We start from the raw sequence: 19,221 nt of genomic DNA on the forward strand, positions 1-19,221 counted from the left end.
TGTGGGTGAGTCGCTAGAGTTACGGCGGCCATAGCGAGAGGGAAACACCCGGTCCCATCCCGAACCCGGAAGTTAAGCCTCTCAGCGCCGATGGTACTGCGATCGCGAGGTCGTGGGAGAGTAGGACGCCGCCGGACATACACTCCGTAGGGGCCACCGCAAGGTGGCCCCTACGTGCATTTTCAGAGAGGAACGACCAGACGTGGCTCAAGAGCGCTCCGGCAACCAGAAGCCCGGTCGAGGCGGCCGTCCGTCGGCAGGAGGCAGCTCCTCGGGAGCGCCCCGAGGACGCGGCGGTGCCGGCGGCTCGAGGCCGAGCGGCGAGCGAGGTCGCGCTCGCGACGGCCAGGCCCGTGAGGGCCAGGCCCGGGACGGCCAGGGGCGTCGCGGTGCGGACCAGCGTGGCGGGGAGCGGCGCGGCGACGGCCGCGGTCCCGCGCGAAGCGGCCCCCGCGACCGGGGCGGTCGTGACGAGCGCGGCCCCCGGACCGCCGACCAGGCCGTCTACGACGGTCCGGAGCTGCCGGAGGACATCACCGGCAAGGAGCTCGACCGCGCGGTGGCCAACCAGCTCAAGGGCCTGCCGGAGAAGCTGGCCGCCCGCGTCGCCCGTCACCTCGTGGCCGCCGGCCAGCTGGTCGACGACGACCCGGAGACCGCCTACCAGCACACGCTCGCCGCACGGGCCCGAGCCCCGCGGTTGGCGGTGGTGCGCGAGGCCGCCGGCGAGGCGGCGTACGCCGCCGGGCACTACGCCGAGGCGCTCGCGGACCTGCGTGCGGCGAAGCGGATGAACGGCGCCACCGACTACCTCCCGATCATGGCCGACTGCCACCGGGCGCTCGGCCAGCCCGAGCAGGCCGTGAAGCTGGCCCACAGCCCGTCGGTCGCCAACTTCGCCTCCCCGGCGAAGGCGGAGATGACGATCGTCGAAGCTGGTGCTCGGCGTGACATGGGTCAGCTCGACGCGGCCCTGCGCGTCCTCGAGCAAGCCCCGCTCATGTCCAAGAGCCGTGAGTCGTGGGTGGTGCGGCTGCGCTACGCCTACGCGGACACCCTCGAGGCCGCGGGTCGTCCGACCGAGGCGCTCATGTGGTTCCACCGCACGGACGCGATCGACGCCGACGAGCTGACCGATGCTGCTGCACGCGCGGTGCTGCTGGAGAAGGCGCAGGACCAGTCCGGCGGGTGAGCCCGGCCCAGCGGGTCGTGGGCTGCGGTCAGGACTCGGTCGGGGGCACGATCGCCACGACGGCGCGCGTGCCTGCCGGTTGCGTGCCGACCTGGAGCCCGCTGCGGAACGCCAGGGACACCCGGCCCACGTAGGCGGCTCCTGCCTCCTGCCCGGTCACGCGGACCACCAGCGAGTCCCCAGGGCGCAGCTGCTGTCCGGTCGGGTCGAGCAGGTCGGAGCAGAAGGGGGCGGCGTCCGAGGTGACGCTCACCGAGCCACCCCGGCACAGGAGCGGCACCACCTCGACCGGGACGGTGGCCTCGGTGCGCACGTGGACGCCTCCAAGGCGGAGGGTGCGGTCGACCTCGCTGCCGGAGACCATCCCGACGTACACCGCGCGTCCCGGGGTGGTCACCGCGGTCACGTGTCCCTCGCGCACGGGCAGCGCGCCGGGGTGGGTGGCCCACCAGGACACGGTGACCAGGAGCACCGCCGTGGCTGCCAGGCCGACGGCGACTCCGCGCCAGCGGCTCCGGGCGACGCCCAGCGAGGGGGCCGGACCCGCAGATCGCTCCCGGTCAGCGCGGGAGTCGTCGGGCTCGGCCATGCAGGCAGCGTAGAGCCACCCCACCCCGGGGAGTCTTGACCGCTCGGGGGTCGGGCGTCTTGAATGCCGGGACCGCACCCACCCGTGGCATCGGGGTCACGGCTGGCGCAGCGGGGACGGAGGAGCCGTGCTGAGGTTCTCTGGTGCCGGGGTCAGCGACGTCGGTCGTCGCCGCAGCCACAACGAGGACGCGGCCTACCTCGCTCCCTACGTCGCCGTCGTCGCGGACGGGGTGGGCGGCGCGGCGGCCGGCGAGGTCGCGTCCGCGACCGCGGCGTACGTCGTCGCGGCCACGGCCCTCGCGCGCTTCGGCGCCCCGCCGGACATCGTCGTGCGGGAGGCCGTCGCCGCGGCACTGACGTCCCTGCGCGCAGGGGTGGCGCAGGACGAGGACCGCCAGGGGATGGCCACGACGCTGACGTGCGTCACCACGGACGGCACCACGGTCGCCCTGGCCCACGTCGGGGACTCGCGGGCCTACCTCTGGCGCGACCAGACCCTCGCGCGGATCACCCGCGACCACACCTACGTCCAGCAGCTGGTGGAGGACGGCACGATCACCGCCGAGGACGCGCTGGCCCACCCGTGGCGGCACGTCGTGATGCGCTCGCTCCACTCCAGCGCCGAGGTCCCGCCGGAGTCGGTGGCTGCCGACGTGGTGCTCCTCGACCTGGCCCCCGGCGACCGGCTGCTGCTGTGCAGCGACGGCGTCAGCGACCTGGTGCCGCAGCGTCGGATCGCCGAGGTCCTGCGGCTGGGGATGCCTGGCGCCGCTGCGGCGGTCCTGGTGCAGCACGCGCTGGAGGCGGGGGGTCGTGACAACGCCACGGCCGTGGTCCTCGACGTCGAGGACGGACCGCGGGTGGTCGGCACCGGCACGGCGCTGGGGTCGCTGACCGACCTTGCCAACATCGTGGATCCGGCCAGCGTGCACCTGTAGGTGGTGGCCCGCGAGCCCTGCCAGACTACGCAGCGTGAAGGACGTGAAGAGGCCCGCGCTCGAGGGCAACGTCGCGGTGCGCGACGGTCGACGGCTCAGCTTCGCCGAGTACGGCAGCCCGCGTGGACCCGCGATCGTGTGGATGCACGGCACCCCCGGTGCTCGCCGGCAGATCCCGCTCGAGGCGAGGGCGTACGCCGTGGAGCACGGACTCCGCATCATCGGCATCGACCGGCCGGGGATCGGTTCCTCCACGCCGCACCTCTACCCGACCCTCGTGGACTGGACCGCGGACCTCGTGCTGCTGCTCGACGCCCTGGCGGTCGACACGGTCCGGCTCGTCGGGCTGTCCGGGGGAGGCCCCTACGTCCTGGCCGCAGGCGCTGCGCTGCCGGAGCGGGTCGAGGGCGTGGCCGTCCTCGGCGGTGTGGCGCCGGTGCTGGGTCCCGACGCCGCCGCCGGCGGGATCATCCAGCTCGCCCGCTGGCTCTCTCCGCTGCTGCGTGCCGGCCGGGTGCCGATCGGCGTGGCCCTGACCCAGCTGATCCGGCTGGCCCGTCCGGTGGCCGGCCCCGGCCTGGACCTCTACGCCGCGGTGCAGCCCCCGGGGGACAAGAACCTCCTGGCCCGTCCGGAGTTCAAGGCGATGTTCCTCGACGACCTGCTCAACGGCAGCCGCTTCCAGACCACGGCGCCCATCCACGACCTGATCCTCTTCACCCGCGACTGGGGCTTCACCCTGGCCGACGTGCGGGTGCCGGTGCGGTGGTGGCACGGCGACGACGACCACATCGTGCCCTTCCACCACGGCGCCCACGTCGTGGACCGGTTGCCCGATGCGACCATGCACGTCATCGACGGCGAGAGCCACCTCGGCGGTCTGGGCATCGCCGAGGAGGTGCTCTCGACGGTGATGTCGTTGCAGGGTCTCGCCCGGTCCTGAGCGCCGACCCTGAACGCCGCGCCGGGCCCGGCACTGGTGCTCAGCAGCCTCATCCGTCACAATGGGCACCGGAACCACCACAACTGCACACCCACACCGTGCTGACCTGACATCCGGGTCATCTCGACGGCGAGCCCGCTGGGGAAGGCGTAGCTCGCGCCGGAGATGAAGGAGGTCCAGGTGACCACGACGACTACTGCCACCCGTGCTGCCACGAGGGGCGTCCTCTACGTGCACTCAGCGCCGTCGGCGTTGTGCCCGCACGTGGAGTGGGCCGTCGGCGGTGTCCTCGGTGTGCCCGTGCACCTGGAGTGGACCCCGCAGCCCGCGCAGACCGGCGCCTACCGTGCCGAGCTGTCGTGGACCGGTGCCGTCGGCACCGCGGCCGACGTCGCCTCGGCGCTGCGCGGCTGGAACCACCTCCGGTTCGAGATCACCGAGGAGCCCACGTCCGGTTCGGAGGGCAGCAGGTACTCCTACACCCCCGAGCTCGGTGTCTTCCACGCCGTCACCGGCCTGCACGGCGACATCATGATCCCCGAGGACCGGCTCAAGGCCGCCGTCGTCAAGGCGGCCCTCGGCGACGTCACGCTGCTGCAGGAGATCGACAAGCTGCTCGGCAAGCCGTGGGACGACGAGCTCGAGACGTTCCGGCACGCCGGCGACGGGGCGCCGGTGCGCTGGCTGCACCACGTCGTCTGAGTCCTCGCGCTGGCGAAGGACCCGGGAGGTGCTCAGCGCAGGCTGAACCGGGTGGGGTTGATCCGCCCGTCGAAGGTGTCGAAGCCGACCTTGTAGGTGAACTTGCCGCGCAGGCGGAACTTCCCCGGCACGGTGTTCTCCCGGCAGAAGCGGAACCGCTCCTTGCCCCGCTTGGGGTCCGCGCCGTCCAGGATGCCGCCTGAGGCGATGGTCACGCCGCGACGGTCGACCAGGAAGGTCTCCAGCGCCCACGTGTCGGCGTCCTCGGGCGGGGTGATCTTGTAGCGGTAGCGGTAGTTGGCGCAGCCCTCCTTGAGGGTGCCGTCACCGCGGAAGGTCTTCGCGAACTCCGCGAACGGACGGTCCTTGGCGGCCCCGGCGGGGCTCACCGGCACCAGTGCGAGGGCGAGCAGCAGCCCGAGCAGCGCCGTGGCGATGGCGACGGGGGCGAGCATCCGCCGGGTGACCGGCTGGCGCGTCGTCATGGAGGACCTCCCTGTGATGGACGTCATGACAACGTCGCACACGGGTTCCGGGTTACGCACATGGCCGTCCGCTCCCCGGTCAGGGGGGACGGACGGGCGGGCGTCCAGGTCGGTGGGCTACAGCGGGATGTTGCCGTGGTGCCCCCGGCGCACGCCCTGGGACTGGACCGCCCGGTCGATGGCCCTGGCGATGGCGCTGCGGGTCAGCGCCGGGTCCACGACCTCGTCGACGACGCCGATCTCGACCGCCCGCTCGACGCCGCCGGCGATCCGCTCGTGCTCGGCGGCCAGCTCGGCCTCCACCTGGGGCCGGATCTCGGGGGAGACCTCCGCCAGGCGGCGCCGGTGCAGGATCCGGATCGCGGCCACCGCGCCCATGACCGCGACCTCCGCGCCGGGCCAGGCCAACACGCGGGTGGCCCCGAGCGAGCGGGCGTTCATGGCGATGTAGGCGCCGCCGTACGTCTTGCGGGTCACGAGGGTGACGCGGGGGACCACGCACTCACCGAAGGCGTGGAGCAGCTTGGCGCCGCGGCGGACCACCCCGTCCCACTCCTGGCCGACGCCGGGCAGGTAGCCCGGGACGTCGACGAGCACGACGAGCGGGATGCCGAAGGCGTCGCACATGCGGACGAAGCGGCTGGCCTTCTCCGCCGACATCGAGTCCAGGCAGCCGCCCAGGCGCAGCGGGTTGTTGGCGACGACCCCGACGGTGCGCCCGCCCAGACGGCCCAGCGCCGTGACGATGTTGGGGGCCCACCGGGCGTGCAGCTCCTCGACGGTGCCCTCGTCCAGCAGCTGCTCGACGAGGGGGTGCACGTCGTAGGCGCGCTTGCGCGACTCCGGCAGCAGGGCACCGAGGTCGCGGTCCTCGACGTCGGCGACCTGGAGGCTGCCCTGCGCGGCGAGCAGGGTGGCGAGCGAGCGGGCCCGTTCCAGCGCCTCCTCCTCGGACTCGGTGAGGACGTGCACGACCCCGGAGCGGCGTCCGTGCGGCTCGGGTCCACCGAGCCGGCGCATGTCGACGTCCTCGCCGGTGACCGAGCGGACCACGTCGGGCCCGGTGACGAAGATCCGGCCCTCCGGGCCGAGGATGACGACGTCGGTGAGGGCGGGGCCGTACGCCGCGCCGCCGGCCGCGGGGCCGAGCACGACCGAGACCTGCGGGACCCGGCCGGAGGCCTGCGTCATGACCTGGAAGATCCGGCCCACCGCGTGGAGGCTGAGCACGCCCTCGGCGAGCCGGGCCCCGCCGGAGTGCCACAGCCCGATGATCGGGACCCGGTCGGTCAGCGCGCGGTGGTAGGCGTCGACCACGACCCGGCAGCCCAGGTCGCCCATCGCCCCGCCCATCACGGTCGGGTCGGAGCAGAACGCGACGACCGGCGTGCCGGAGACGGTGCCGACGGCGGCGAGCATGCCGGAGTCGTCGACGGGGGAGATCAGCTCGAGGGAGCCGGGGTCCAGCAGCGCGCCGAGGCGCTGCAGCGGGTGCCGGGGGTCCTCCTCGCGCGCAGAGGGTGCGGTGCCGGCCGGGCGGGGCCGCGGCACCACCTGGGTGTCGAGGGTCATCAGATGCTCCCGAAGGCCACGGCGACGTTGGCGCCGCCGAAGCCGAAGCTGTTGTTGAGGGCCACGATGTCGCCCAGCGGCAGGTCGCGCTGCTTGGTGGCGATGTCCAGCTCGACGCGGGGGTCCTGGTCGTCGAGGTTGATCGTGGGCGGGCTGGTGCGGTGGTGGACCGCGAGCACGGTGGCGACGGCCTCGAGCGCGCCGGCGCCGCCGAGCAGGTGGCCGGTCATCGACTTGGTCGAGGTGACCACCACGTCGGTGGCGTGCGACCCGAGGGTGGCGTGGAGCATCAGGCCCTCGGCGACGTCGCCCTGCGGTGTCGAGGTCGCGTGGGCGTTGACGTGCGCCACGTCGGCGGGGTCGATGCCACCCTCGCGCAGCGCGCGGGCGATGGCGCGGGTGCCGCCGCGACCCTCGGGGTCGGGCTGCGCGATGTCGTGGGAGTCCGCGGTGACCGCGGCTCCCAGGACCGTCGCGTAGATGCGGGCCCCGCGGGCGCGGGCGTGGTCCTCGGTCTCCAGGACCAGGGCACCCGAGCCCTCGCCGAGGACGAAGCCGTCGCGGGCGGTGTCCCAGGGGCGGGAGACCGTCGTCGGATCCCCGTCGTTCTTGGACAGCGCCATCATGTTGGCGAAGGCGGCGATGTTGAGCGGGTGGATCGCCGCCTCGGTGCCGCCGAGCACGACCACGTCCGCGCGGCCCAGCCGCAGCTGGTCCAGGCCGAGGGCGATGGCCTCGTTGCCGGAGGCGCAGGCGCTGACCGGGGTGGAGGCGAAGGCCCGGGCTCCGACGTACAGGCTGATCTGCGCGGCGGGGGCGTTGGGCATGAGCATGGGCACCGCCAGCGGGGAGACCCGGCGCGGACCCTTCTCCAGCAGCGCGTCGTAGTTGTCGAGCAGGGTGGTCACGCCGCCGATGCCGGAGGCGAAGGCCACCCCGACGCGGTCGCCGTCCAGACCGCCCTCGCCGACCGCGCCGTCCAGGCCGGCGTCGGCCCAGGCCTGCATGGCCGCGACCATCGCGAGCTGGGAGGAGCGGTCCAGCCGGCGGGCCTTGACCCGCTCGAGCACCTCGCTGGGCTCGACGGCTGCCCGTCCGGCGATCCGGACGGGCAGGTCTGCGGCCCACTCCTCGGTGAGCGCCCGGATGCCCGAGCGCCCCGCGAGCAGGGCCTCCCAGGTGGAGGGCACGTCACCCCCGACGGGCGAGGTGGCCCCGAGGCCGGTGACGACGACGCGCGTGGAGGACATCAGGAGGCGGCGCGCTCGATGTAGGCCACGGCGTCGCCGACGGTCTTGAGGTTCTTGACCTCGTCGTCGGGGATGGAGACGCCGAACTTCTCCTCGGCCGCGACGACGACCTCGACCATGGACAGCGAGTCGACGTCGAGGTCGTCGACGAAGGACTTGTCGAGCTGGACGTCGTCGGTGTCGACACCGGCGACCTCGTTGACGATCTCGGCGAGGTTGGAGCGGATCTCTTCGGTGGTGGCCATGCGTGGGTCCTCTTCTGGGGTGGGTGTGGAGCGGTTCTTCTGGGGGTGGAGCGTCCCGGACCGGGTGGTCAGGGCACGACGACGACCTGGGCGGCGTACGCCAGGCCGGCGCCGAAGGCGATGAGCAGCGCGCTGTCACCGGGGCGGGCGTCGCCCTCGGCGATCATCCGGTCCAGCGCGAGCGGGATCGAGGCTGCGGAGGTGTTGCCCTGGTCGACGATGTCGCGGGCGATCCGCACGGTGTCGGGCAGGCGCATCGAGCGGGCCATGGCGTCGGTGATGCGCATGTTGGCCTGGTGGGGCACGAAGCAGTCGAGGTCCTCCACGCCGAGGCCGGCGCGGTCCAGGGCCTGCAGGCCGACCTTGGCCATCGTGAAGGACGCCCACCGGAAGACGGCGCTGCCCTGCATCACCAGGTGCGGCATCCGCGGGCTGTCGGAGGCGAGCACGTCGCGCCAGTCCTCGCGGCTGCGGATGAGGTCGAACTGCTCACCGTCGGAGCCCCAGACGACCGGGCCGATGCCCGGGGTCTCGGACGGTCCGACCACGGCTGCGCCCGCACCGTCGGCGAAGATGAAGGCGGTACCTCGGTCGGTCGGGTCGGTCATCTCCGAGAGCCGCTCGACCCCGATGACCAGGACGTGGCCGGCGCTCCCGCCCCGGACCAGGTCCGAGGCCAGGGCGATGCCGTGACAGAAGCCGGCGCACGCGGCCGAGACGTCGTACGCCGCTGCGCCGTCGGTGCCGAGCTCGTGCGCGACCGCGGTGGCCAGCGCCGGGGTCTGCAGCAGGTGGCTGACCGTGGCGACGATGACGCAGTCGACCTGGCGGGCGTCGAGGCCGGCGCGCTCGAGCGCCTGGCGGGCAGCCGAGACGGCCATGACCTGGACGGTCTCCTCGGGCGTGGCCCAGCGCCGGCTCTCGATGCCGGAGCGCTGGCGGATCCACTCGTCGGAGGAGTCGATGCCGGCGACGACCTCGCTGTTGGGCACGACCCGGGCGGGGCGGTGGGCGCCGATGCCGAGCAGGCGCGCGTGGGCGGCGCCGCGCTGGTCGCGCAGGCCGGTGGCGGGGACGGGCATCAGGCGGCGCCCTCGGGGTGCAGGCGCAGCAGCGGCTGCCCGGGGGAGACCAGGTCGCCGTCCTCCACCAGCCACTCCACGACCTGGCCGCCGTGGGCGGCGGTCACCGAGACGGTGTCGCGCAGGCTGGCCACACCGCCGATCGCGGCGCCGGCGGGCAGCACGTCGCTGTCGGCGGCCTCGGAGTCGAGGTGGAAGGTGCCCTTGGCGGGCGAGACCACCATCCGCCAGGTCGGGGAGGTCTCCATGCCGGCCGACTCGCCGTGGCGCTCGCAGAAGGCGCGGGCCTCGTCGAGCTGGTCGGGGTGCTTGAGGGCGAAGGTCTCCACCCCCGGGAGCTGGCGCTTGAGGATGCCGGTCAGCGTCCCGGCGGGCGGCATCTCGAGCACGCCGGTGACGCCGAGGTCGGCCATGGTCTCCATGCACAGGTCCCAGCGGACGGGGGAGGCGATCTGGCCGACGATGCGGCGCAGGACCTCGCGGCCGTCGTGGACGACGCGGCCGTCGCGGTTGGAGATGACCCGGGTGCGGGGGTCGTGGACCGAGACCGAGCGGGCGAGCGCGCCGAGGTGGTCGACGGCCGGTGCCATGTGGTGGGTGTGGAAGGCGCCGGCGACCGCGAGCGGCATGAGCCGCGCCTTGGCGGGCGGGTCGGCCTTGAGTGCCGCGAGCTGCTCCAGGGTGCCGGCTGCCACGACCTGCCCGGGGCCGTTGTCGTTGGCGGGGGTGAGCCCGTGCTTGTCCAGGCTGCCGAGCACCTCGTCGCGGTCCCCGCCCAGGAGGGCGGTCATGCCGGTGGGGGTGGCGGCGGCGGCCCGAGCCATCGCCAGGCCGCGCTCGCGGACCAGGACCATCGCCTGCTCGGCCGTGATCGCCCGGGCGCCGGCCGCGGCGGCGATCTCACCCACGCTGTGGCCGGCGACGGCGCCGATCCGCTCGAAGGCGTCGGCGGGGTGGGGGAAGAGCTGGAGCGCGGCGACCAGGCCGGTGGCGACCAGCAGCGGCTGGGCCACCTCGGTGGCGCGGATGGTCTCGGCGTCGGAGGTCGTGCCGTGCTCGACGAGGTCGAGGCCGGCGACGGTGGAGAGCCAGCGGAACCGGGCCTCGAAGGCGGGATCCTCCAGCCAGGGCACGAGCATGCCGGGGGTCTGGGCCCCCTGGCCGGGGGCGACGATGACGAGCACGAGCTCCACTCTGCCTGGTGGGAGGTCCACGAATCGCGCGGGACCTGCACGAAGTTCCGGGCCGTGTAGTTGTGGGAACCCTACAACTGGAGTCGGTCAGGCGCCGGCGCCGTCAGACGGCCGCGCCGCGTCGTCCGCGGTCTCGGTGGCCTCGGTGGCTTCCTGGGGGCGTGGGGGTACGTCGGGGCGCGCGCGTCCGGACTGGCGACCCAGCACCAGCGCCAGCTGCAGCACCAGGCCGCCGCGCGGGGTGGTCGGGTCGTGCCCGGTGAGCTCCGTGATCCGACGCAGCCGGTAGCGCACGGTGTTGGCGTGCACGAACAGCGCGCGGGCGGCCGCCTCGATCGAGCGGGTGCCCTCGAGGTAGGCGTGCAGGGTCTCGATCGCGCCGCTGGAGCCGAGCAGCGGGAGGTAGACCTCCTCGACGAGGTGTCGTCGGGCGTGGCCGTCGCCGCCGAGAACCCGCTCGGGCAGCAGCTCGTCGGCGAGGACCGGCCGCGGGGCGTCCAGCCAGCCGGGGGAGGTGCGCAGCGCGGTCTGGGCGGCCCGGGCGGAGTGCTGAGCCTCCGCGAGGTCGGAGACGACCGGTCCGACCACGACCGGTCCGCGCTCGTCGAAGGAGGCCAGCAGGGCCGTGGCGGCGGCGCGGGAGTCGGTGACCCCGCCGAGCAGCAGCACGAGGCGGTCGCCCTGGGCGGCGCACAGGGCGTCCAGCCCCTCGGCGCGGGCCAGGTGGCGGGCCTGCTCGAAGACGTCGGCCTCGGAGCGCCGGGCCGGCAGGTGCCCGATCACCACGACGACGTCGCCCCGGGCCTGCCAGCCGAGCGCGCTCGCGCGGGAGAGCAGGGTCTCGTCGGTCTCCGAGCGCAGCACGGCGTCGACGACGAGGGCCTCCAGGCGGGCGTCCCAGGCGCCGCGGGACTCCGCGGCCCGCGCGTAGACCTCGGCGGTGGCGAAGGCGACCTCGCGGGCGTAGCGCAGGATCGCGGCGTGGACTGCGTCGGCGTCCTCACCCTCGAGCACCTCGTCGACCGAGGCCTCGACCACGTCGATCGTGAGCCGGACCAGGTCCACGGTCTGCTGCAGCGTGATGACCCCGGTCAGCGCCCGCGGCGCCGCCCCGAACACCGAGGCCGCCAGCTCGGTGCCGCCCTCGGAGCGCCCGGAGGCACTGGCGGCGTCCGCGCCCGCGGCGTACCACTCGACGAAGCCCTGGACGCCCGCCTGGACGATGAGGCCCACCCACGACCGGTCCTCGGCGCTCAGCTCGCGGAACCACGGGAGCTGCTCGTCCATGCCGGCGGTCGCCAGCGTGCTCAGCGCCCCCGCGGAGCGGCGCAGCCGGCGGGCCGCCGAGGCACGGGGGGACTGCGGGGTGCGCGGCACGCCGCCACGGTAGGACATCGGCGCCGACCGGCAGACCGGGCCCGAGCGGCCGCCGGGGCTCGTTGCGGTGCGTCAGGGGCGCTCCTGCGACCGGGACCGAGGGGTGAGAGATGGTCAAGATTGGGTGAATGCCCTTACGTGCAAGGGAAATCTAGGCAACAGTTGCCCCACGCAACCGTGGCCGACCGGCAGCTGCCGGGTGGTGGCGGACCGTGCGACGCGAGGAGGATGCGGTGCAGAGCACCCGCCACGAGGTCCAGTACCTCACCATCCACAGCCACCGGCGAGCCTTCGTGAAGGTGGGCACGGGCCCGGCCCTGCTGCTCCTGCACGGGCTGGGCTGCAACCACACGACGTGGGAGCCGGTCATCGACGACCTCGCCAAGCGGTTCACGGTCATCGCGCCGGACCTGCTGGGCCACGGGCTCTCGGACAAGCCGCGCGCCGACTACAGCGTCGGCGGCTACGCCAACGGTGTGCGCGACCTGCTCACCGTGCTCGGGATCGACAAGGTCACCGTCGTGGGCCACAGCTTCGGCGGGGGCGTGGCGATGCAGTTCGCCTACCAGTTCCCCGAGCGCACCGAGCGGCTCGTGCTGGTCGCCTCCGGTGGCCTCGGCCCCGAGGTCACCCCCGCCATCCGTGCGATCACGACCCCTGGCTTCCACCAGGCGATGGGCGTCGCGACGCTGCCCGGCATCCGGCACGCCACCGTCGCCGGGATGCGGGCGCTCTCCGGGCTGCCGCTGCGCGACACCCGGGACCTGGCCGAGGTCGCGGAGATCTACGACTCGTTCAAGGACCCCGCCGCCCGCCACGCCATCCGTCACGTCGTGCGGGCCGTCGTGGACTGGAAGGGGCAGATCGTCACGATGGCCGACCGCGCCTACCTCACCCAGGCCATGCCGATGTGCGTGGTGTGGGGCCGCGAGGACCGGGTGATCCCGGTCAGCCACGCGGGCAACGCCGCGGCGCTGGCCCCCGACGCGCGGGTCGAGATCATCCCCAACAGCGGGCACTTCCCGCACAAGGACCACCCGCAGCGCTTCGCCAAGATCGTCACCGACTTCGTGCGCAGCACCCAGCCCGCGACGTACTCGCGGGCCAGGTGGCGCCAGCTGCTGAGGACCGGGTACGTCCCCGACGTCGCCGCGGTCCCCGCACTGGCGGAGGCGACGCCGGGGGCCTGACGAGGACGCGTCAGCGGACTCGTCGATCGGTGGTCGAGCGAGCCGTCAGGCGCTGAGCCTGCGAAGCGCCTGAACCGGCGTGTCGAGACCCGGTCGGCATGCGAGGGGCCTCCGGCTCACGCATCTCCACCTTCCTGCTTGACCCCGCGCGTGGCGGTGGGGTCGTCGATGCGGTAGGTGTCGAAGGCCTTCTGCACCAGTGCCGGGTCGATCTCGCCGGCGTCGGCGAGGGCCTGGAGGCTCCGCACGACCACGGACTCGGCGTCGATGTTGAAGAACCGGCGCGCGGCGGGGCGGGTGTCGGCGAACCCGAAGCCGTCGGCCCCGAGCACGCAGTAGTCCCCGGGGACCCAGCGCGCGATCTGCATCGGCACCGCGGTCATGTAGTCCGAGACCGCCACGAACGGGCCACCGGCGCCGGCCAGCTTGTCCGCGACGTACGCCGTGCGCGGGGTCTCGCTGGGGTGCAGGAGGTTCCAGTCCTCGGCGGCGACGGCGTCGCGGGCCAGCTCGTTCCACGAGGTGACCGACCAGGTGTCGGCCTTGACGCCCCAGTCCTCCTCGAGCAGCCGGGCGGCCTTGTCGATCCAGGGGAAACCGACGCCGGAGGCCATCAGCTGGACGCGGGGGCCGTCGCCATCGGCGGTGGCGACCTTGTGGATGCCCTTGAGGATGCCCTCGACGTCGACGCCCTCGGGCTCGGCCGGCTGGGGGACCGGCTCGTTGTAGACGGTGAGGTAGAAGATGACGTCCTCGCCCTGCGGGTGCTCCTCGGACGTGCCGTACATCCGCTCGAGGCCGCTCTTCATGATGTGGCCGACCTCGTAGGCGAACGCCGGGTCGTAGTGCACGACCGCGGGGTTGCTGGCGGCCAGCAGCGGGCTGTGGCCGTCGGCGTGCTGGAGGCCTTCGCCGGTCAGCGTGGTGCGACCCGCGGTGGCGCCGACGAGGAAGCCGCGCGCGAGCTGGTCGGCCATCGCCCACACCGAGTCACCGGTGCGCTGGAAGCCGAACATCGAGTAGAAGATGTAGAAGGGGATCATCGGTTCGCCGTGGGTGGAGTACGCCGACCCGGCAGCCGTGGCCGAGGCCATCGCGCCGGCCTCGGAGATGCCCTCGTGCAGCAGCTGACCCTGCTCGGACTCGGTGTACTTCAACAGCAGCTTGCGGTCCACGGACTCGTAGCGCTGGCCCTGCGGGTTGTAGACCTTCGCACTGGGGAACATCGAGTCCATGCCGAACGTGCGGTACTCGTCGGGGGCGATGGGCACGATCCGCTGGCCGATGCCCGGGTCGCGCATCCAGTCCTTGAGCAGCCGGACCACGGCCATGGTCGTGGCCACGGAGTTCTTGCCCGAGCCCTTCTTCAGCTCGTCGTAGACCTTGTCCTCGGGCAGGGTGAGCGGCTTCGAGCGGACGACCCGCTTCGGGAGCGAGCCGCCGAGCACCTCGCGGCGGTGGCGCATGTACTCCATCTCGGGGCTGTTCTCGCCCGGGTGGAAGAACGGCGCGGCGCCGGTCTCCTCGTAGGAGCGCTCGAGGTCGCGGTCGGAGATGGGCAGGTAGAGCCGGTCCCGGAACTTCTTCAGGTCGTCGGGGGTCAGCTTCTTCATCTGGTGGGTGGCGTTGCGGCCCTCGAGGGCGTCGATCGTCCAGCCCTTGACGGTCTTGGCCAGGATCACCGTCGGCTGCCCGGTGTGCTTGGCGGCGGCGTCGAAGGCGGCGTACACCTTGCGGTAGTCGTGGCCGCCGCGCGGCAGCTTCTGGATCTGGGTGTCGCTCATGTGCTCGACCATCTTGCGCAGCCTCGGGTCGGGGCCGAAGAAGTTCTCCCGGACGTAGGCGCCGTCCTCGACGGAGTAGGTCTGGAACGCGCCGTCGGGGGTGGAGTTCATCTTGTTGACCAGCACGCCGTCGACGTCGCGGGCCAGCAGGTCGTCCCAGCCCTGGCCCCAGATCACCTTGATGACGTTCCAGCCGGCGCCGCGGAAGTTCGACTCCAGCTCCTGGATGATCTTGCCGTTGCCGGTGACCGGTCCGTCGAGCTGCTGGAGGTTGCAGTTGACGACCCAGGTCAGGTTGTCGAGCTCCTCGCGGGCGGCGACGCGGATCGCACCCAGCGACTCCGGCTCGGCCATCTCGCCGTCGCCGAGGAAGGCGTAGACGTTCTGCTGCGAGGTGTCCTTGATGCCGCGGTTGTGCAGGTAGCGGTTGAACCGCGCCTGGTAGATCGAGTTGATCGCGGTCAGGCCCATCGAGACCGTCGGGAACTCCCAGAACTCCGGCATCAGCCGGGGGTGGGGGTAGGACGACAGACCCGCGCCCTTGCCGTGCTGGACCTCCTGGCGGAAGCGGTACAGCTGCTCCTCGGTGAGCCGCCCCTCGAGGAAGGCCCGGGCGTAGATGCCGGGGGAGGCGTGGCCCTGGATGAAGACCTGGTCGCCGCCGCCCTCGTGGTCCTTGCCGCGGAAGAAGTGGTTGAACCCGACCTCGTAGAGGCTGGCCGAGGACTGGTACGTCGCGATGTGGCCGCCCACCTCCAGGCCCTTGCGGTTGGCGCTGGAGACCATCACCGCGGCGTTCCACCGCAGGAAGGCGCGGATCCGCTGCTCGACCTCGTAGTCGCCGGGGAACCACGGCTCGCGCTCGGGCGGGATGGTGTTGATGTAGTCGGTGCTGCGCAGCGCAGGCACCCCGACCTGGGTCTCGCGGGCCCGCTCGAGCAGGCGCAGCATCACGTAGCGGGCGCGGTCGCGTCCGCGCTCGTCGAGCATCGCGTCGAAGGACGCGATCCAGTCGGCGGTCTCCTCGGGGTCGATGTCCGGGAGCTGGGTGGGCAGGCCCTCGTGGATGACCGACGGGGTGGTGCCGGTGCGGGTGCCAGGAACGGTGGATGAGTCGTCTGTCACCCCGCCATCGTGGCACGCAGGGAAGGGTGAGGGTATCTACCCGCGAGTAGGCCCCGGAGGGCGTGCGTGGGCGTCCGCTGAGCGGTGCGGGAGGCCCCGGAGCGGCGCTCGGACGGCGCTCGCGCGGGGCTCGGGCGCGGCTCGGCGCGCCCACCCGTTGGGTAGAACGGGTTGCGCTCGGTCCGCGAGTCCGATGGACTACGGGCCGTACACGACCCAGCGCGACCACCGACGGTCGCGCGACGAGGAGGCGCTGGTGAGCTCGACCGCGGGTGGCGGGTCCACCCAGACAGGCCCTGCGAACGACGTCGGAGGCCGGCTCGGGCTGAGCGCCGGCATGGTCGTGCAGGAGCTGGGCTGGGACTCCGACGCCGATGACGAGCTCCGCGTCGCTGTCGAGGACGTCATCGACGGCGACCTCGTGGACGGCGACTACGGCAACGTCGTCGACGCCGTCCTGCTGTGGTGGCGCGACGAGGACGGCGACCTGGTCGACGGCCTGGTCGATGCGCTGACCGACCTGGTCGGCGGCGGCTCCATCTGGCTGCTCACGCCCAAGGTCGGACGACCCAACAGCGTCGACGCCTCCGAGATCGCCGAGGCGGCCCCCATCGCGGGGCTCTCGCAGACCACGACGGCCTCGGTCTCCAAGGAGTGGGCGGCCACCCGGCTGGTGGCCCCCAAGACCCCCGCCTGACGCTAGTCTCCGGGCGTGCTCACCAAGATCGGTCAGTCCAAGATCGGCCAGGGTGTCGGCGCGGCCGGCACCAGCCTGAAGGTCCTCGGCCGGGCCGGGGTCATCCGGCCGTACTCGCCGGTGGTCCTGGCCCGGCTGCTGCGCACCCTGAAGGAGTGGGGGACCGGTCCCGCGGGCGGCTACGCCTCGCTGGCGATCCGCACCCCGGACGCCGTCGGCATCATCGACGAGCGCGGCCAGCTGACCTGGGGCGAGCTGCACCGGCGTACGAACGCGCTGGCCCGCGGCCTGGCCGCCCAGGGCGTCGGCGAGGGCGACGCGGTGGCGATCATGTGCCGCAACCACCGCGGCTTCGTCGAGGCCAGCGTGGCGGTCGCCAAGCTCGGCGCCGACGTGCTCTACCTCAACACCGCCTTCTCCGGCCCGCAGCTGGTCGAGTTGCTCGAGCGCGACCGGCCCCAGGCGCTGGTGCTGGACGAGGAGTTCACCGGTCTGGTCGGCAGCGCCGACGTCCCGGCGACCGTCATCGGCTGGTGCGACGCGGAGGACCCCGCGGACCTCGGCCACCCGACGATCGACGCGCTGGTCGAGCAGCACGACGGCAGCGACCTCTCCGCGCCCGAGCGGCACGGGCGGATCATCATCCTGACCTCGGGCACCACGGGTACGCCGAAGGGTGCGCCCCGCTCGGAGGCCGGCATCGACGCGGCCGTCTCGCTGCTCTCGGGCATGCCGCTGCGGCATGGCTGGCGCACGCACATCGCCGCGCCGCTCTTCCACACCTGGGGCTTCGGGCACATGGCGCTCGGCATGCTGCTGGGCTCCACCCTGGTGCTGCGGCGCAGGTTCGACCCGGAGGGCTGCCTGAAGGCGGTCGTGGACGAGAAGTGCGAGTCGATCGTGGTCATCCCCGTGATGCTGCAGCGGATCCTCGCGCTGCCCGCCGAGACCCTGGACCGCTACGACCTGTCCCGGGTGGAGGTCGTGGCCTCCTCCGGCTCCGCGCTGCCAGGCGAGCTGGCCCTGCACTGGATGGACCGCTTCGGGGACAACCTCTACTCCACCTACGGCTCGACCGAGGTCGCCTACGCCGCGATCGCCGGGCCGCGCGACCTGCGCGAGTCGCCCTCGACCGCCGGCCACCCGCCGTACGCCACCGTCGTGAAGATCCTCGACGAGCAGGGCAAGGAGGTGCCGCGCGGGGAGTCCGGGCGGATCTTCGTCGGCAACGGGCTGCTCTTCGAGGGCTACACCGGGGGCGGCAGCAAGGAGGTCGTCGACGGGCTGATGTCGACCGGTGACGTGGGCCGGTTCAAGGACGACGGGCGGCTCTACGTCGAGGGTCGCGACGACGAGATGATCGTCTCCGGCGGCGAGAACGTCTTCCCCAAGGAGGTCGAGGACTGCATCGCCACGCACGAGGAGGTCGCCGAGGTGGCGGCCGTCGGCGTCGAGGACGACGAGTTCGGCAAGCGGCTGCGCGCCTTCGTCGTGCGCACGTCCGGCTCCGGCCTGGACGAGGCCGCGGTCAAGGCGTGGGTGAAGGACAACCTCGCGCGCTACAAGGTGCCGCGCGACGTGGTCTTCCTCGACGAGCTGCCGCGCAACGCCACCGGCAAGGTGCTCAAGCGCGAGCTCGCCGACCTGGACGACGCGTGAGTCCTGAGCCGAGTGGCCTCCGGATCGGCGATCCGGCGCCCGACTTCACGCTGCGCGACCAGTTCGGCCAGGACGTCACGCTGTCGTCCTACCGCGGCAGCAAGGCCGTGGCCCTGCTGTTCTACCCGTACGCCTTCTCCGGGGTCTGCACCGGCGAGATGGCCCAGGTGCGCGACCGGTTGGCGGAGTTCATGACCTTCGACACCGAGGTCCTCGCCATCTCCTGCGACCCGATGTTCTCCCTGCGCGCCTTCGCCGACGCCGACGGGCTGAACTTCCCGCTGCTGTCGGACTTCTGGCCGCACGGCGAGGTCTCGCGCTCCTTCGAGGTCTTCGACGAGACCACGGGGGCGCCGCGCCGCTCGTCCTACGTCGTCGACCGCCAGGGGGCGATCCGCTGGGCGGTCCACAACGCGATGCCCGAGGGCCGCGACCTCGACGAGCACCTGCGCCAGCTCACCGCCGCAGCCCTCTGACCCCGCTCGCCGCCTGGTCCTGGTCCAGACCACGCAGGGCAGTTCTCCCCGTGTGCACAGGGTTTTCGTCGCTCACCCTCACGGATGGGACGACGACGACCTAGAGTGGGCACCGCCGAACCGCTGGTGACCCGAGACGCCAGCGGTTCGGCCTTTTCGTGCCCGTCCGCGGCCCGCGCCCGCCGCGGCCACCGCCCGGTTTCCCGGCTCCCGCGTGGCGTCGGTAGGGTCCGCCTGCACACGGGCGTATAGCTCAGCGGTAGAGCCCCTCGCTTACAACGAGGTGGTCGGGGGTTCGATCCCCTCTGCGCCCACCAGGCCGTCCCGGCCCTGCGCCGGAGCATCCTGTGAGGTTTTGCCCGGGGCGTCCGCCGTCCGGCAATCCGGGGCGCCCTCCGCCACGAAGCACCTGTGGCCCGCCTCACATCGAGACGGGCGACGTGCTCGAGGAGATGGAGCAGATGGGCGAGACCACTCGCAGGAACGTCATCATCGCGGGGGCCACCGGCGCCGCCGCAGTGGTGGGGGTCGCAGGCACCACCCAGGTCGCACAGGCGGCCACACGCAAGCGCAGCGCCCGCAGCGCGCAGGAGCCCGTCGTGGCCCACGTGGAGGACCACACCTCCGACACCGTGACCCTGATGGTCGGCGAGCGCGAGGTCGTGGTCCACGACCGCGACCTGGTCGTCCGCTTGCTCGACGCGGCGGGGGGCAACTGAC

General features: G+C 72.9%; 18 protein-coding genes, 1 tRNA gene and 1 rRNA gene. 11 read left to right on the forward strand and 9 right to left on the reverse strand.

What is annotated here, in order from left to right; genetic code table 11:
* The first annotated feature begins 20 nt into the window (after positions 1 to 20).
* Positions 21 to 137: ribosomal RNA gene (rrf, locus tag Q1V71_RS08490) — 5S ribosomal RNA — on the forward strand.
* Positions 138 to 202: 65 nt separating this feature from the next.
* On the forward strand, positions 203 to 1,192 hold the full coding sequence (locus Q1V71_RS08495; protein ID WP_300642865.1) for a tetratricopeptide repeat protein: 990 nt from the start codon (positions 203 to 205) through the stop codon (positions 1,190 to 1,192).
* Between the two features lie 28 nt (positions 1,193 to 1,220).
* On the opposite strand, the gene Q1V71_RS08500 is transcribed toward Q1V71_RS08495, so the two are convergent.
* Positions 1,221 to 1,781, reverse strand: coding sequence for a hypothetical protein (locus tag Q1V71_RS08500; RefSeq protein WP_300642867.1), 561 nt, complete (start codon positions 1,779 to 1,781; stop codon positions 1,221 to 1,223).
* Between the two features lie 127 nt (positions 1,782 to 1,908).
* Here Q1V71_RS08500 and Q1V71_RS08505 point away from each other — a divergent pair, with 127 nt between their 5' ends.
* From Q1V71_RS08505 to Q1V71_RS08515, 3 genes are all read left to right on the forward strand, one after another.
* A complete protein-coding gene (locus Q1V71_RS08505; protein ID WP_300642868.1) occupies positions 1,909 to 2,721 on the forward strand; it encodes a protein phosphatase 2C domain-containing protein in 813 nt (270 codons plus the stop codon).
* A 34-nt stretch (positions 2,722 to 2,755) separates the two neighbouring features.
* Positions 2,756 to 3,664, forward strand: a complete 909-nt coding sequence (locus tag Q1V71_RS08510) for an alpha/beta hydrolase (RefSeq protein WP_300642870.1) — start codon at positions 2,756 to 2,758, stop codon at positions 3,662 to 3,664.
* Between the two features lie 180 nt (positions 3,665 to 3,844).
* Positions 3,845 to 4,366 (forward strand): DUF3145 domain-containing protein, encoded by a 522-nt coding sequence (locus tag Q1V71_RS08515; RefSeq protein ID WP_300642872.1) that lies wholly within the window; start codon positions 3,845 to 3,847, stop codon positions 4,364 to 4,366.
* 32 nt (positions 4,367 to 4,398) lie between these two features.
* Here Q1V71_RS08515 and Q1V71_RS08520 read toward each other — a convergent pair whose 3' ends face one another.
* From Q1V71_RS08520 to Q1V71_RS08550, 7 genes are all read right to left on the reverse strand, one after another.
* Positions 4,399 to 4,851 (reverse strand): hypothetical protein, encoded by a 453-nt coding sequence (locus Q1V71_RS08520; RefSeq protein ID WP_300642874.1) that lies wholly within the window; start codon positions 4,849 to 4,851, stop codon positions 4,399 to 4,401.
* 117 nt (positions 4,852 to 4,968) lie between these two features.
* Positions 4,969 to 6,423, reverse strand: coding sequence for an acyl-CoA carboxylase subunit beta (locus tag Q1V71_RS08525; protein ID WP_300642876.1), 1,455 nt, complete (start codon positions 6,421 to 6,423; stop codon positions 4,969 to 4,971).
* Positions 6,423 to 7,673 (reverse strand): beta-ketoacyl-ACP synthase II, encoded by a 1,251-nt coding sequence (locus Q1V71_RS08530; protein ID WP_300642878.1) that lies wholly within the window; start codon positions 7,671 to 7,673, stop codon positions 6,423 to 6,425. The genes Q1V71_RS08525 and Q1V71_RS08530 overlap by 1 nt, the downstream gene beginning before the upstream one ends.
* Positions 7,673 to 7,918, reverse strand: a complete 246-nt coding sequence (locus tag Q1V71_RS08535) for an acyl carrier protein (RefSeq protein ID WP_300642880.1) — start codon at positions 7,916 to 7,918, stop codon at positions 7,673 to 7,675. Before Q1V71_RS08535 ends, Q1V71_RS08530 begins: the two co-directional genes overlap by 1 nt.
* Positions 7,919 to 7,986: 68 nt before the next feature.
* Positions 7,987 to 9,000, reverse strand: coding sequence for a beta-ketoacyl-ACP synthase III (locus Q1V71_RS08540; RefSeq protein WP_300642881.1), 1,014 nt, complete (start codon positions 8,998 to 9,000; stop codon positions 7,987 to 7,989).
* Positions 9,000 to 10,184, reverse strand: a complete 1,185-nt coding sequence (locus tag Q1V71_RS08545; RefSeq protein WP_300642883.1) for an acyltransferase domain-containing protein — start codon at positions 10,182 to 10,184, stop codon at positions 9,000 to 9,002. Before Q1V71_RS08545 ends, Q1V71_RS08540 begins: the two co-directional genes overlap by 1 nt.
* 96 nt (positions 10,185 to 10,280) lie before the next feature.
* On the reverse strand, positions 10,281 to 11,570 hold the full coding sequence (locus Q1V71_RS08550; RefSeq protein ID WP_300642886.1) for a CdaR family transcriptional regulator: 1,290 nt from the start codon (positions 11,568 to 11,570) through the stop codon (positions 10,281 to 10,283).
* Positions 11,571 to 11,803: 233 nt separating this feature from the next.
* Between Q1V71_RS08550 and Q1V71_RS08555 the strand changes: the two genes are divergently transcribed.
* Positions 11,804 to 12,760: an alpha/beta fold hydrolase gene (locus Q1V71_RS08555; protein ID WP_300642888.1), complete on the forward strand. Its 957-nt coding sequence runs from the start codon at positions 11,804 to 11,806 to the stop codon at positions 12,758 to 12,760.
* A 116-nt stretch (positions 12,761 to 12,876) separates the two neighbouring features.
* Here Q1V71_RS08555 and aceE read toward each other — a convergent pair whose 3' ends face one another.
* Positions 12,877 to 15,669 carry a pyruvate dehydrogenase (acetyl-transferring), homodimeric type gene (gene aceE, locus Q1V71_RS08560; RefSeq protein ID WP_300642890.1) on the reverse strand — a complete coding sequence of 931 codons (2,793 nt, stop codon included), beginning with the start codon at positions 15,667 to 15,669 and terminating at the stop codon, positions 12,877 to 12,879.
* 256 nt (positions 15,670 to 15,925) lie between these two features.
* Between aceE and Q1V71_RS08565 the strand changes: the two genes are divergently transcribed.
* The 5 genes from Q1V71_RS08565 to Q1V71_RS08585 all read left to right on the forward strand — a co-directional run bounded on the left by Q1V71_RS08565 (position 15,926) and on the right by Q1V71_RS08585 (position 19,220).
* The gene (locus Q1V71_RS08565) at positions 15,926 to 16,366 is read left to right on the forward strand and encodes a DUF3052 domain-containing protein (protein ID WP_300642892.1); all 441 of its coding nucleotides are present in this window, start codon (positions 15,926 to 15,928) and stop codon (positions 16,364 to 16,366) included.
* Positions 16,367 to 16,381: 15 nt separating this feature from the next.
* Positions 16,382 to 18,025, forward strand: a complete 1,644-nt coding sequence (locus Q1V71_RS08570) for an AMP-binding protein (RefSeq protein ID WP_300642894.1) — start codon at positions 16,382 to 16,384, stop codon at positions 18,023 to 18,025.
* A complete protein-coding gene (locus Q1V71_RS08575) occupies positions 18,022 to 18,501 on the forward strand; it encodes a peroxiredoxin (RefSeq protein WP_300642895.1) in 480 nt (159 codons plus the stop codon). Before Q1V71_RS08570 ends, Q1V71_RS08575 begins: the two co-directional genes overlap by 4 nt.
* Positions 18,502 to 18,743: 242 nt before the next feature.
* Positions 18,744 to 18,818 (forward strand) — tRNA-Val (locus Q1V71_RS08580).
* A gap of 123 nt (positions 18,819 to 18,941) precedes the next feature.
* Entirely contained in the window at positions 18,942 to 19,220 is a 279-nt protein-coding gene (locus Q1V71_RS08585) for a hypothetical protein (RefSeq protein ID WP_300642897.1), read from the forward strand.
* The last annotated feature ends 1 nt before the right edge of the window (position 19,221 follow it).

The sequence above is a fragment of the Nocardioides sp. genome, from assembly GCF_030149505.1.
Classification (GTDB): Bacteria; Actinomycetota; Actinomycetes; order Propionibacteriales; family Nocardioidaceae; genus Nocardioides.